Annotated in this window: 8 protein-coding genes; 4 read left to right on the forward strand and 4 right to left on the reverse strand. The window is 55.9% G+C overall.

Annotated elements, in window-relative coordinates:
* Positions 1–438: 438 nt before the first annotated feature.
* The 4 genes from V6C16_RS03275 to V6C16_RS03290 all read right to left on the reverse strand — a co-directional run bounded on the left by V6C16_RS03275 (position 439) and on the right by V6C16_RS03290 (position 7,701).
* Complete coding sequence (locus V6C16_RS03275) at positions 439–1,116, reverse strand: response regulator (protein WP_333534632.1); 678 nt, start codon at positions 1,114–1,116, stop codon at positions 439–441.
* A gap of 19 nt (positions 1,117–1,135) precedes the next feature.
* Complete coding sequence (gene dcuS / locus V6C16_RS03280) at positions 1,136–2,752, reverse strand: DcuS/MalK family sensor histidine kinase (RefSeq protein WP_333534631.1); 1,617 nt, start codon at positions 2,750–2,752, stop codon at positions 1,136–1,138.
* Between the two features lie 600 nt (positions 2,753–3,352).
* Positions 3,353–5,512, reverse strand: a complete 2,160-nt coding sequence (locus tag V6C16_RS03285; RefSeq protein WP_333535005.1) for a RelA/SpoT family protein — start codon at positions 5,510–5,512, stop codon at positions 3,353–3,355.
* Positions 5,513–6,042: 530 nt separating this feature from the next.
* Positions 6,043–7,701, reverse strand: coding sequence for a peptide-binding protein (locus tag V6C16_RS03290; protein ID WP_333542772.1), 1,659 nt, complete (start codon positions 7,699–7,701; stop codon positions 6,043–6,045).
* A 151-nt stretch (positions 7,702–7,852) separates the two neighbouring features.
* On the opposite strand from V6C16_RS03290, the gene V6C16_RS03295 reads away from it, so the two are divergent.
* The 4 genes from V6C16_RS03295 (at position 7,853) to V6C16_RS03310 (ending at position 14,496) form a co-directional block, all read left to right on the forward strand.
* The gene (locus V6C16_RS03295) at positions 7,853–11,128 is read left to right on the forward strand and encodes a DEAD/DEAH box helicase (RefSeq protein ID WP_333535002.1); all 3,276 of its coding nucleotides are present in this window, start codon (positions 7,853–7,855) and stop codon (positions 11,126–11,128) included.
* 705 nt (positions 11,129–11,833) lie between these two features.
* Positions 11,834–12,823: a methionine ABC transporter ATP-binding protein gene (locus V6C16_RS03300; protein WP_333535001.1), complete on the forward strand. Its 990-nt coding sequence runs from the start codon at positions 11,834–11,836 to the stop codon at positions 12,821–12,823.
* The gene (locus V6C16_RS03305; protein ID WP_333534999.1) at positions 12,816–13,523 is read left to right on the forward strand and encodes a methionine ABC transporter permease; all 708 of its coding nucleotides are present in this window, start codon (positions 12,816–12,818) and stop codon (positions 13,521–13,523) included. The genes V6C16_RS03300 and V6C16_RS03305 overlap by 8 nt, the downstream gene beginning before the upstream one ends.
* Before the next feature lie 196 nt (positions 13,524–13,719).
* Positions 13,720–14,496 carry a MetQ/NlpA family ABC transporter substrate-binding protein gene (locus V6C16_RS03310; protein WP_333534998.1) on the forward strand — a complete coding sequence of 259 codons (777 nt, stop codon included), beginning with the start codon at positions 13,720–13,722 and terminating at the stop codon, positions 14,494–14,496.
* Positions 14,497–14,642 lie beyond the last annotated feature (146 nt).

Genomic DNA, 14,642 nt, shown 5'->3' on the forward strand with positions numbered 1-14,642 from the left:
TGGCGGCTGCGTGAGCAGACGTTCGCTACGGAGGCGTAAGCGCAGTTTATCTGCGCGGTTAAACGCCGAAGTGAGCGTGCCTTAAACTTTGAGAATGTATATTCTCAAAGTTAATCTGCTCTAGATGGAGATCAACTTTGAAATGCTTCACATTTCAAAGTTTTCATCCCGCCGGAAAATGCGATTTTCGGCGGGATCCACGCCACATTGTGGCGCACTGCACTTTCGTGCAGCGTTAGGCAGTGTCGTCACGAGCGCCTTTCCCGGTATCTCTGCGTCGAACTTCGCCTTTTATTCCGGTCGAGTACCATAAGAGTACACTCCCTGCATAAAAGGCTCGCTCTCCTTGATATACCAAGGAAATTCATCTCGTGACGACACTGCTTAGAGTATTTACACTTTTTCAAAGTTAAAATGCTCTAAAAAACCGATTCCGCTTTAACCTATCCAGTTGTACAGGGTTGCCGGGCGCCCGGGGCCGCCGTAATCCTTGAAGCTGCCCAGCCTGCCGGTTTCCGCCAGATAGTCAAAATACTTCTTCAACGAAATGCGCGAAATGCCCGACAGCAGCTCAATATCCTTGAGACTGAACGGCTTTGTGCAATCCTTCAAGATAGACACAATATTTTCCAGCGTTTGCGAATCAATGCCCTTGGGGCGTCCGGCTGCTGGCCCATCGGCTTTTTTAACGAATATCCGCCTGTCCAGAACATCCTGGGTCAGCGGCGCCTCGGGAGACATGAGCAGGCGGCGCTTTTCATAAAATTGCAGCATGGATTCCCGAAAGCGCTCGAAAGTGAACGGCTTGACGATATAGTCCGCCACGCCCAGACGAAGGGCGGTAAGGATGTCCTCGCTGTTCCGGGCCGCCGTAATCATGATCACATCCGAATGGACAAAGCGGCTCTTGATGATGCGCAGCAGTTCCATACCGTTCATGCCCGGCATGAAGACATCAAGAAGCGTCAGATCCACATGGCTTGTACGCAGCAGATCCAGGGCCTCCTCGCCCGAACGGGCAACGTGCTCCAGGCGGAAGCCCTCGACACGCTCAAGATAGCCCGCGGCCAGTCCGGCCACCATAGGATCGTCCTCAACGATGATTGTATGTATCATTCCGGCTCTCCAGCAAGGCTCATTGCGGGCCGCTTTCTCTCATGAGTCCGGCAAGGGGAACGGAAACCGTAAAGGTCGCCCCCTGCCCCACATGTGAGTCTATCTCCACAGAACCGTCCAGTTCATCAAGCGTCAGCAGCAGCATGTAAAGGCCGATGCCGCGCCCCGCGCCCTTGGTTGAAAATTCCTTGTTGAAAATCTTTTGCAGGTGGTTTTCATCAATGCCGTGTCCGGTATCGCTGACGCTTATGACAAGCCTTGAGGCATCGCTGTGAACATTAAGGTGAATATGTTTTTCATCAGTGGAGATAACAGCGTCAAAAGCATTGTCCACAAGGTTGCCGAGTACGGTCACAAGGGCATGCCCACCCCTGGAGGAAAGCGGCGGGATAATGCCGTCGCCGCCGATGGACAGCGTGACGCCAAGCTCATTGGCCCGGCTGAACTTGCTCTCCAGAAGCCCCACCACCACAGGCTCCCTGACATTGGCCTTGATGCTTGAAATTTCACGCACCTTGCTGCCAATGATGTCCGACAGATACCCTTCAAGTTCTTTATAGCAGCGGTTGTTCAGCAGGCCGGAAATAACGTGCAGCTTGTTCAGATACTCGTGCGACCGTGAGCGGAGGGCTTCGGCATAATTGCGCAGCCCGGTCAGCCGCTCCGCCTGAACGCGTATTTCCGTCAGGTCCCTGAACGTGGCAACCGCGCCCACGGTCTTGCCCTGGATTATGACCGGAGCGCGGTTGGTCATGATAATCAGGCCGTTGATATTCTGCTCACGGTCATATTCCGGCTTTCCCTGCCTGAGGATGGCGTCAAGCCGTGTTGAAGGCACGACCTCCTGAACAGGGCGGCCCAGCAACTCTCCCTTGACCCCCGCCGTGCGCAGGATTTTTTCAGCCATTTCATTGACGACCACAAGTCGGCTGTTGCTGTTGATGGCAATGATGCCCTCGCGCACTGTGCTGAGAATGGCATTGCGCTCTTCAAGCATGCGGGCGATCTGATGCGGCTCCAGCCCGAAGAGAATTTTCTTTATCTTGCGCGAAAGCAGCACCGCCAGCACAAGGCCGGTTATCAGCGACAGGCCGAACAGCCATGTCATGGGACTGGTGAGCCGCGCCACGTTGTTTTCAATATCGCGCGACATGATGCCCACGATAACAGCGCCCGCCTGTCGCCCGTCTTCGGCGTATACCGGGCGAAAGGCCCGCTGAGAAAAACCGAACGTGCCACGGGCCGAAGATATATAGGTTTTACCCTTCAGGGCTTCGCCCTCGTCGCCCCCCACCACATGCGCGCCGATTTTTTGCGCCTCGGGATGGTAAATCCTGTTGCCGTTCATATCGATCAGCACGATGAACTTGACCCCGGAAACGCTGGTCAGCATGCTGATAAAATCTGTCATCTGCTTCCAGGCTTCACCGCGCGGCGACGCCATGCCCTCAATAACCGCCGAGGATTCCGCCGTAAGCTGGGCCACATTGGCGACTGTCTGCTCCGCCTGCTCAAAGCCGTATTTACTGATAAAATACGACCCGGCCAGGTGGCTCAACAATATGGGTGGGCAAAGAGCCAGACTGACCATGATCACCAGCCTGATGAACAGGCTGTTGTTTTTAATGAAGTCCATCAGAATATCTGCCGTTGCTTGGGTGCTGGTTCTGGGGCAGTGCCACGTTACAAAGGCTCCGCGGCTGCATGAGCAGGCCCTCGCCATGAAGGCGCAAGTGAGTTTTTGCCCTTGCCGAAGGGCTTGCGGATACAGGCAGCAGCGCCGCTTGCCTGCCCTCTTGCCTGATTACGCGGCTGCACGCTGAAGCGGCGTCGTGTGATCTTGAGAACTGGCATTCTTAAAATCACAGCGCCCCGGATAAAAGACTCTGCGCAAGGGCAAGAAAAAACGCTTTTTACGGAAAAGGCATGCACATGTCGCGCATGGCCGGAGTAAAAAGGTTTTTCGGTACAGCCGGCAGGATAAAAGAACTGCTGAAGAACAGTTTTTTCCGAATCAAACTGGCAGACCGGGCATTAGAGCAGATTAACTTTGAGAATATACATTCTCAAAGTTTAAGGCACGCTCACTTCGGCGTTTAACCGCGCAGATAAACTGCGCTTACGCCTCCGTAGCGAACGTCTGCTCACGCAGCCGCCAGAGCAATTTCAAAGTGAAATTGCTCTAAACCGTATCTCGGGCTGATTTTGTACAGACGTCCGTTGCCCCGAGGGAGCATCATTGCGCATCTTCCGTATCGCGCACCACCTCAAGAATGGGCGGCAAAGAGCGGATGGACTCGATGAGCTGGTAAAGCTGCGTGGCATCGCGCACTTCCACTGTAAAGCGCAGCTTGGCACGGCCGTCCACGAGGTTGTCCATATTCAGACCGGTGATGTTCACGTTGTTTTTGGCAAGCACCTGAGCCACCAAAGCCAGCACTCCGTGCTCGTTTTTGGCAATGATGAAAATACCGGCTTCGTACGGTTTTTCTTCCGCGCCGTCCCAATGCACGGAAATAAGCCTTTCCGGCTCCATATTCGCCACATTTGGGCAATCCGCACGGTGTACGCTGACGCCAAGGCCACGGCTGATATAACCTATGATGGGGTCGCCGGGAACCGGGTTACAGCACTTGGCAAAACGCATGAGCACGCCGTCCACGCCGGAAATGCCCACGCCCTCCGTTTTGCGGCCGGCGGCCTCTTTGCTTTCCTTGACCGTGGGCGTTTCAGGCGCGGAGGAAACCGCATCCGGGTGCAACACGGCATACAGACGGTTGAGCACCTTGCGTGGCGTTGTATGGGCATAGCCCACCGATGCCACAAGGTCATCCACGCTCTCGAAATTCATTTCCTGGGCCACCAGGGCCATATGCCCGTCCTTGATGGCCCTGTTGACGTTAAGGCTGACCTTTCGCCCTTCTTTTTCCAGCATGTCGCGCCCAAGACTTACCGCGTGGGCGCGCTCCTCGGTGCGCAGATAGCGCTGAATGCGGCTGCGCGCCCTGGCTGTTTTGACAATCTTGAGCCAGTCCCTGTTGGGCTTTCTGCTTGGATCAGTAAGAATTTCAACAATATCACCGTTTTTAAGCTCTGTGCCCAGGGGCATGAGCCTGCCGTTGATCTTGGCGCCGGTGCAGTGCTGCCCCACCTTGGTGTGGATGATGAAGGCGAAGTCCAGCGGGGTGGCCCCTTCGGGCAGTTCCTTGACATCGCCCGCCGGGGTGTACACGTAGACCTCGTCCTTGAAGAGATCCAGCTTGAGCGAATGCATGAACTCGCGCGAGTCCGTCTCTTCGCTCTGGCGCTCAAAAATTTCGCGCAGCCAGCCGAACTGCTCCAGGTCCTTGCTGTTGACGCGGCCCTTTTCTTTATACAGCCAGTGGGCCGCCACGCCGTGTTCGGCCTGTCGGTGCATGTCTTCGGTGCGTATCTGGATTTCTATGCGTTCGCCTTCGGGCCCGATGACCGTGGTGTGCAGGCTCTGGTAGCCATTGGTCTTGGGCATGGAGATATAATCTTTAAAGCGCCCGTGTACGGGCCGCCATTGCGAGTGCACAAGGCCAAGCGCGGCGTAACAGTCTCTGATGTCCTTGACCAGAACACGAAACGCCATGATGTCGTGCATTTCATCCAGTGACAGGGACTGGGACTGCATCTTTTTATAGATACTGTATTTATGCTTGATGCGGCCATACACCTGTCCTTCAATGCCGTTAGAGGCAAGAAGGTCTTTAATCAGATCTACAACCTTGCCGATTATCTGCTTTTCCACCACCTGATGCTTGTCCAGCCAGTGGTCTATCTGATTGAAAATGTCGGGACGCAGATATTTGAAACTCAGGTCTTCCAGATTGCGCTTCATGATATACAGGCCCAGGCGGTTTGCCAGGGGCGCGTAAATATCCATTGTTTCCTGGGCAATGCCTTTCTGCTTGTGGGCTTTCTGAAAATCCAGGGTGCGCATGTTGTGCAGGCGGTCGGCCAGTTTGACCATAAGCACCCGCATGTCGTGGCTCATTGCCAGAATCATCTTGCGGATATTCTCTGCCTGGGCTTCCTCTTTGTTTTCAAAGGGGATCATGCTGATCTTGGTCACGCCGTCAACAATGTCGGCCACATCCTCACCGAAATTCTCGTCCAGTTCCTCAAGCGTGGCCTTGGTGTCTTCCACCGTGTCGTGCAAAAGCCCGGCGGCCACCGTTGATTCGTCAAAACCCATTTCAGCCAGGGTGTCGGCCACGGCCAGCGGATGGGAAAGATACGGCTCGCCCGACAGGCGGGTTTGCCCCACGTGGGCAGTGGCTGCGTAAACGTAGGCTTTCTGGATAAGCTCCAGATCCGCGTCGGGATTGTGCGCCGACACCTTGTCGAGAATTTCCTGTATGCGAATCATGCGTAAATCCCGTCCGGGCGTAAAATCTTTGTGATGTCCTGACTATGTTATCAGTTGCGCAGCCTTGTCAATGCTGTTGGCCCTGCGGAAAGCGCCGCCGCTGCCGCAAAAAAAGATCAGAGCTTTCAGATGTTCCGGGCCTTGCGTACCCGTCAGGCATCTGCGCCTTTCGCCTGCCATAAGGCGTTTTTTCATGAGGATGAATTCTGAATAACTGCCTTTGCGGCGGTGGCATGCCTGCAAGGGACTACTGCCGGGCCTCCCGCCTCGGCAGGAGTTTTTTTGCAACAGAGCGAAGCCCCAATAAAGGTTTTAGGGGGTGGCGGCGTGAGGGAGGGAGCCTTTTGCAAAAGGCTCCCTCCCTCACAAAGTATTTCAACGTAAAAACATTCCAGACAGGGGAGCTAGACGCATTTAACACTTGAAATGCTCACTTACGGCAGGCAAAAGCCTGCCTGCTCGCATTTCGTAGCAAGGATTTCCCTGAAAATCCTTGCAGAGCAGTTAGCTCATTGCATTCGTAAACGGCCCTAGTCCGCCGTCAGGCTGTGACGCTGCAGTTCTTTTGGAACCCACCACTTTTCAAAATTGTACAACAGGCCCGCCAGAGCCGGCTCAACGCCCTGAAAACGCTTTTGCACCACGGGCAGCGCGTAGGGAACATACAAAAAGCAATAGGGCTGTTCCGCATCCAGCACTTCCTGTATACGGCAGTATAAACGGGCGCGCGTCTTCTGATCGGGAGTAGAACGCGCCTCTTCCAGCAACCTGTCCACTTCAGGATTTTTATAGCCGGTAAAGTTAAGGCCGCCTTCAACCGCCTGTGATGAATGCCATACCTGATAGATATCCGGGTCCTGAGGAATGGTCCAGCCGAGAATGATGGCGTCAAATCGCCCCTTGTTGACAAACTCGCGAATAAAGGCGGCCCATTCCACCGTGCGGATATGCACGTCAATGCCAATGGCCCTGAGCTGCGCCTGTATGACCGTGGCCGTAAGAATGCGCTGCTCGTTGCCCTGGTTGGTCAGTATGGTAAAGGAAAAGGGCTTGCCGTCCCTGTCCAGCAGACCGTCGCCGTCACTGTCGGTAAAACCGGCTTCGGCCAGCAGGGCGCGCGCGGCGGCCACATTTTGCGGCATGGGCTGAAGGGTCGGGTGATACGCCCACACCCCGGGCTTGAAAGGCCCAAAGGCCGGTATGCCCTGCCCGAGCAGCACCCCCTGGATGATGCTGTCCCGGTCAATGGCCTGAGAAACAGCCCGGCGCACGCGCACATCCGCAAAAAACGGATGCTGCAGGTTAAAGCCCAGAAAAACATAGGACGAGGCGAGATAACGAAACTTGTTGAACTCACGCTCCCACATGGGGCCGGACGTCTGCCGCAGGTACTGCAGCGGAGAAAGATCCATAATATCCAGCCGCCCGGCCCGCGCCTCCATAAACATGGTCGCGCCGTCGGGAATGATGCGGTACACGGCTTCGGTGATGTGGGGCTTACCGTCAAAATAGGTGGGCGAGGCTTCAAGGATAATGCGGCTGCCCGGCTCCCAGGCCTTGAGCCTGTAAGGCCCCGCCCCCACCGGTTTGCGCGCCAGCGGGCTGCTGCGTATGTCCTGCCCTTCAAGAAGATGCCGGGGCAGTATGGGCTGCATCCACGAGGACACCGTGCGCGCAAAAAAATGCTCGTAACGGACCTCGAACGTATAGCGGTCAATGACGCGAAACTCTTTGATGCGTGAAAAATCTTCGGCATAGGGACTGCCGGTGGCCGGATCGGCCACCACCTTGCAGGTATAGGCCACATCCTCGGCAGTAAGCTCAACGCCGTCTTCCCACAAAATGCCCTTGCGCAGGGTAAAGCGCATGAGCCGCCCCTCGTCTTCCATGCTCCAGCTTTCCGCGGCCCAGGGCTCTACCTGAAGATCCTTGTCATAGCGCAAGGGCGCGACATAAATAAGGCCCGCCACCTCGTGAGAAGCGGAGTCTGCGGAAAGATAGGGGATAAGATTGGAGGCTTCGCCGATGCTGCCGAAAAGAATGCGGCCTCCGTCAACGGGTGTTCCCCAATTTTCTTTTTTTTCCGCTTCCGGCCCGGCTTCGGCGGCCAGAGCGGCAGAAGGAGAAAAAAAGCCCATAAAAACAGTCAGTAAGAGCAGGATACGAATTGGAAGAAATATATCCAACATACTGTTTACCCACTCAAAATTTATTTTTTTCATAATTTTGATGCTTCATATTGCTTTCGCCCCCCAACCTGTGCTATTTATCGCAAACATCATAACATCGCCCTGTCATTAGAAATTTTCACAAGCCTGACAGGGGCTTTTTGAGGAACGCATGAGTCGATCAGAACAGAGCGTCGTACGCGAAATGTGCCAGACCTTTCTGCATGACAGCGTACCGGAGTACATACGTGACGCCGCGTACTATATCCTGTCCGAAGGTGAGGTGCAAAAAATAAATATCCAGGAAGGCGAAACCTGGGACGTGCAGGGAGTCATACAGGGTGACGATCTGCAAGTCTATACGCCCAGCCTGAGCATGACCATCACTGACCACAGCACGCGGCACCAGTGCAACTGCTCTGACGCCTTCACCGGCATCTGCCGTCATGTGGCGGCTCTTGCCCTGCGCCTTGTCGAAGAACTGCGAAAGGAACAGGGCGACGCCGAAGAAAGCCCGCCCCCAAGCACCGACTGGAAGCAGAGTTTCCGCAACTTTTTCTCCACCGACATGGAACCGGAACCGGGCCGCCACTACCTTATCTTCCGCTTCGAGCCGGAACAGGGGCGGCTGCTGGTATCCTTTTTCCGGGCGCGGCAGAACAAGTCCGGCCTGTCCACCGTGCACAATGAAGTGACGCTGGAGCAGATCATCAACAATCCGGACTGGTGCGAATTTTCGCCGCAGTTGCCGTATGTGGCGCGCCAGATAGGCCAGCACCTGGACTATTACGGCCACCGGGTGGAAATTCCGCAGGGCCTCACCTCATGGTTTTTCTGGTCTGTGCGCAAGGAATACTATCTGCTCTGGAAAGACACGGACATGCCCTGCCGGGTGGAAAGCACGCCCTTTGCTCTCAAGCTCAAGCCCATCCTGGATGACTCCGGCTTCAGTTTTGAGGTGTTGCTCAAGCGCGAAGGGCGCCCTCCCCTGCCCATACGTGCCGGAGCCGCCAGCCGGGCCGCGGCTGAAAGCCGCACCCCCCAGAATGAAAGCACCGCGCCGGAAGACGCGCCCATTACCTTTCACGGGCAAATGCCGCTCTGGGTCTGCTACCAGCACAACTTTTACCCGGTGCAGACAGGGCTTTATCCTTCGCTTGTGCGCAATCTCATTTACGAACGCCCCGTGGTCCCCCACGAGGAAATATCCGAATTTCTCGACCGTGTGTGGACTCGCCTGCCCGCCTCCGAACTGTACGAACCGCAGCAGTTCCTCAAGCAGATGGAACCCGTGTTCCAGCCCGCCACCTATAATCCCAAACTCTTCCTGGATGAAGAAGGCAGCCTGCTCACGCTTGAGATAGACAACATCTATGAAACCCGCCACGGGGAGTTCACGCTCAACGGCCCCAACCCCGACTTCCAGACCGGCAGCTATACCTATGACGGCCAGACCTTCCTTGTGCGCCGCCATCAGGACGAAGAAGCCCAGCTCATGACCGACCTTGCCGGCATGGACTTTCAGTCCCGCTCAAGCAAACTGTGGTTTCTTGAGCCTGAAGAGGCCATTGCCTTTTTGCTGGACTATTATCCCAAGCTTGTCGAAAGCTACCGTGTTTACGGCGAAAAAGCCCTTTCGCGCTACAAGGTGCGCACGGCCACGTCCAACATCACGGCCGAGGTGGTCAGCAACGAGAAAGAAAAATGGTTCTCGCTGGACATCACCGTTGACTACGAGGGCCAGTCCCTGCCCCTGGAAAAAATCTGGAAGGCATGGACGCGCGGCAAGCGCTATGTGCAGCTCAAGGACGGTTCCTACACAAGCCTGCCCGAAGCGTGGCTTGAAAAGCTCGCCCACAAGCTCACGGCCCTTGGGCTTGACCCCTCAAAGCCGCCGCAGCAGAAATTCAAGCAGTTTGAAGCTCCTGTGCTGGACAGCCTGCTGGAAGACCTGCCCGGCGCGGCCACCGACTCTTTCTGGAACAATCTGCGCGAAAAAATACGTTCCTTCCGCGAGGTTCGCCCCATTGATCCGCCCAAGGGGCTTAACGCCAACCTGCGCGCCTATCAGGTGCAGGGCCTTTCGTACCTCAATTTTTTGTCCGAATACGGCTTCGGCGGCATTCTTGCGGACGAAATGGGCCTGGGCAAGACAGTGCAGACTCTCGCCTTCATCCAGTACATGGTGCAGAACCACCATGGCGGCCCCAACCTGATTGTGGTGCCCACTTCAGTGCTGCCCAACTGGGAGCGCGAAGCGGAAAAGTTCGTTCCCGGCCTCAAGCGGCTGACCATCTATGGAACGCGCCGCGAGGGCATGTTCAAGCATATTGCCAATTCGGACCTTATCATCACCACCTACGCCCTGTTGCGGCGCGACCTGGAGGAGATGGAAAAATACGAATTCAATACCGTTATTCTGGACGAAGCCCAGAACATCAAAAACCCCAATACCATAACTGCCAGAGCCGTGCGGCGCATCAATGCCCGCATGCGTCTGTGCCTGTCAGGTACGCCCATTGAGAACAACCTCTTTGAGCTTTGGTCGCTCTTCGAGTTTCTCATGCCGGGCTTCCTCGGCTCGCAGCACGCTTTCCAGCGCGGCATCGTCAAGCCCATCAAGGACGGCGACGCCGAAACGCTGGACTACCTGCGCACCCGCGTGCGGCCGTTCATATTGCGGCGCACCAAGGCCGAAGTGGCAAAAGACCTGCCGCCCAAGGTGGAAAGCGTCACCTGCTGCGCCCTCGAAGAGGCACAGGCAGAACTGTACGCCGCCCTGGCCCGCAAGCTGCGCGCCCAGGTGCTGGCCGACGTGGATCAGAAAGGGCTTGCCAAAAGCCAGATGTCCATTCTGGACGCCCTGCTCAAGCTGCGCCAGATCTGCTGCCACCCGCGCCTGCTCAAGATAGACATCCCCGGCTTTACCACCAATCTGCCGTCCGGAAAGTTCGACGCTTTCAAGGACATGATCATGGAAATCGTGGAAGGCGGGCACAAGGTGCTGGTGTTTTCGCAGTTTGTGCAGATGCTGCAGATCATCAAGCAGTGGCTTGAGTTTTCGCAGGTTCCCTTCTGCTACCTTGACGGTGCGAGCAAAGACCGCTTTGATCAGGTGGACCGCTTCAACAACAGCCCGGACATTCCCATCTTTCTCATTTCGCTCAAGGCGGGCGGCACGGGTCTCAACCTTACTTCGGCAGACTACGTTATCCACTACGATCCGTGGTGGAACCCCGCCGTGGAAAGTCAGGCCACAGACCGTACCCACCGCATCGGGCAGACAAGACAGGTGTTTTCCTACAAGCTTATCTGCCAGAACACGGTGGAAGAAAAAATACTCAAGTTGCAGGAAGCCAAGCGCGGCGTGGCCGAGGCCATTATCCCCGGTCAGGACACCTGGAAGTCCCTTACCCGCGAAGACCTGGAAATGCTGTTTGACGTTTAGAGCAATTTCACTTTGAAATTGCTCTGGCGGCTGCGCGAGCAGACGCCCGCCGCGAAGGCGTAAGCGCAGTTTATCTGCGCGGTTAAACGCCGAAGTGAGCGTGCCTTAAACTTTGAGAATGTATATTCTCAAAGTTAATCTGCTCTAGAAGTGAAAATGCTCTGGGCATTTTCACAGAGCGACAACTCCGGCGGGCGTGTGCAAACACGCCCGCCGTGTTTCAGGAACTGTGGTTCAGCGACCGTGTTTCAAGGACCGTACTTCAAGAATCGTGCTTCGAGGGCCAGTCAGAGCAATTTCACTTTGCAATTGCTCTGGAGACTGCGTGAGAGCGGCCCGCCGAACGGTGCGGGCGCAGCTTCAGCCGTTGCTTCAGCCGTTGTCCGAAAGGCTTGCGGATGCTTCAGGATCTGTAACGCAGGAAACTCCCCTTGCAGACAGCGTGTGTAACGGTCGGTCTGTTTCACACAATCACTGTCGCATTCGCAAGGCTCGCAGGCTCGCCAACCGCTGCCGCCAAGACAGCAGATCTGTTTTCGTGCGCGGTCAGACACTGGAACGGGCGTCCCGTAAACCTTGGGAATGTCTATTCTCAAAGCTGATCTGCTCCAGACGCTCCGTGCCTTTCCGCCGGAGCATCTTTACTTTTCGCGGCAAATAACGCATTCTTTCCGGATTATATCAACAGACTCAGGTACCAAGCGCATGATTCAGGTAAACCAGCTACGCAAGAGTTTCGGCAGCCATGTTGTTTTGCAGGACATCAACATGCATGTGCGCCGTGGCGAAATCTTCGGTATTGTCGGGCACTCCGGGGCCGGAAAATCCACGCTTCTGCGTTGCCTCAACGGCCTTGAGCCGTATGATGAAGGCAATGTCAGGGTTATGGATGTTGAGGTCGCCTCGCTCGACCCCCACCATCTGCGCCAACTGCAAAGCAAGATGGGCATGATCTTTCAGAATTTCAACCTGATGGCCCGCAAAAACGTTTTTGACAACGTGGCCTTTCCGTTACAGCTCTGGCACAGGCCCGAACGCGAGAAGCGCGTGATGGAACTGCTTGAGCTTGTAGGCCTTACGGACAAGGCCCGCCAGAGGGTGCAGAGCCTGAGCGGCGGCCAGAAGCAGCGCGTGGGCATTGCCCGCGCCCTGGCCCTGAACCCCAGCATTCTGCTTTGCGACGAAGCCACATCCGCCCTTGATCCCAAGACCACCTCTTCCATTCTTGACCTGCTGGAAGACATCAACAAGCGGCTGAACCTGACCATCATCATGGTCACGCATCAGATGGAGGTGGTCAAACGCCTCTGCCACAGCCTGCTTTTGCTTGACGGCGGCAAAACCGTGGCCCTGGGCAAGACCGAAGACCTGTTTCTTGCTCCCACCAAGGACATGCAGGCCATTGTGGAAAACGAGTTTACCCTTATCCCCGGTGGAACCAACATTCGCCTCATGTTCCCGCGCGAAATTTCGCAGCAGAGCGTCATCACGCAGATGGCGAGAGCGCTGGGCATAGATTTCTCCATTGTGGGCGGCAAGCTGGAACGCTATCTGGACGATGTTTTCGGCTTTCTCATCATCAACGTGCAGGACCAGAATATTGACGCCGTGCTGCGCTACCTGAAGGAGCAGCGCCTGTTCTGGGAGATACTGGAATACCCTTCGCAACAAGCCACGGATGCCGACCATGAGTGATCAACTGAGCACCCTCGCCCAACTGGCCCAGGACATGCGCCCCTTGTGGGAACGGCTGCAGGACAAGATGCCGGAAATTCTCATGGCTACCTGGGAAACCGTGCAGATGGTGCTGATTTCGACCTTTTTTTCTCTGGTCATCGGCTTCATGCTGGCAATTCTGATGATCGTGACCAATCCCATCGGCCTGAGCCCCTGCCGCCCGGTTTACAGGGTCGTGGATTTTGTGGTGAACCTTCTGCGCTCGTTCCCGTTCATCATTCTGCTGATCGCCATCATTCCCTTTACGCGCATGGTGGTGGGAACCTCCATCGGCAGCGCGGCGGCCATCGTGCCGCTTACCATTGCGGCGGCCCCCTTTGTGGCCCGCCTCATTGAAACCTGCTTTCTTGAGGTGGACAGGGGCGTCATCGAAGCGGCCCGGTCGTTCGGGGCCAGCAATGCCCAGATCATTTTTCGGGTGCTCTTTCCCGAAGCCCTGCCGTCCATCGTGCTCAATATAGCTGTCATCGCCATCACCCTGCTCGGCTATTCCGCCATGGCGGGAACCGTGGGCGGCGGCGGCCTGGGCGACCTGGCCGTCAAATATGGCTACAACCGCTTTCAGGTTGATATCATGGTCTATTCCGTTATCATCCTGTGTGTGCTGGTGCTGCTTATTCAGGGCATCTGCAACTTTTTGTACAAAATTCTGCGCTAGAGCAGTTAACGAATGAAATGAGTTAACTGCTCTGCAAGGATTTTCTTGAAAATCCTTGCCACGAAATGCGAGAAGGCAGGCTTTTGCCTGCCGTAAGCGAGCATTTCAAGTGTTAAATGCTCTAAAGGCCCGCGGCGCGCGCAACGGGCTTTCATCCCTCTTCAACGGCACAGTCTTACCCAAGCAAGGAGCCATCATGAAACGCCTGCTTCTGTCCCTGGTCATGACTCTGGCTATGGCCGCTCCCTCTTTCGCCGCCGAGGACATCGTCGTCGGCGTCACGCCCTTTCCGCACAAGGACATCATGCTTGTAGCCAAGCCCCTGCTGGCCAAGGACGGCTACAATCTGGTCATCAAGGAATTCACCGACTACGTGCAGCCCAACATGGCCCTGTCCAACGGGCAGCTCTATGCCAACTTTTTCCAGCACGCCCCCTACCTCGACAATATGAACAAGGAAAAAAAGCTGGGGCTCGTTTCTGTGGGCAAGGTGCATATCGAGCCTTTGGGCGTGTATTCCAAAAAGATAAAAAAGCTGTCTGACCTCAAAAAGGGCAGCGCCATCGCCGTGCCCAATGACCCCACCAACGAGGCCCGCGCCCTGCGCCTGCTGGAAGCCAACGGCATCATCAAGGTCAAGCCCGGCGCACTCATCACTGTGGCCGACGTCACCGAAAATCCGCTGAATCTCAAGATTCATGAGCTGGATGCCGCCCAACTGCCCCGCACCCTGGACGATGTGGCCGCTGCCGTCATCAACACCAACTTCGCCGGCGAAGCCGGTCTTATACCCGCCCGCGACGCCCTTGTGCTGGAAGACAGCGAATCCCCGTACGCCAACATTGTCGTGGTGCGCGAGGCCGACAAGGACAGCCCCAGGACCAAGGCCCTCATGAAGGCCGTCCAGTCGCCCGAAGTCAAAGCCTATATTGAAAAAGAACTGGTGGGCAAAGGCATCATGCCTTCGTTCTAGACAGTGTCGTCACGAGCGTCTTTCCCGGTATCTCTGCGTCGAACTTCGCCTTTTATTCCGGTCGAGTACCATAAGAGTACACTCCCTGCATAAAAGGCTCGTTCTCCTTGATATACCAAGGAAATTCATCTCGTGACGACACTGTC

Source organism: Desulfovibrio sp. 1188_IL3213 (assembly GCF_036763145.1).
GTDB lineage: Bacteria > Desulfobacterota > Desulfovibrionia > Desulfovibrionales > Desulfovibrionaceae > Desulfovibrio.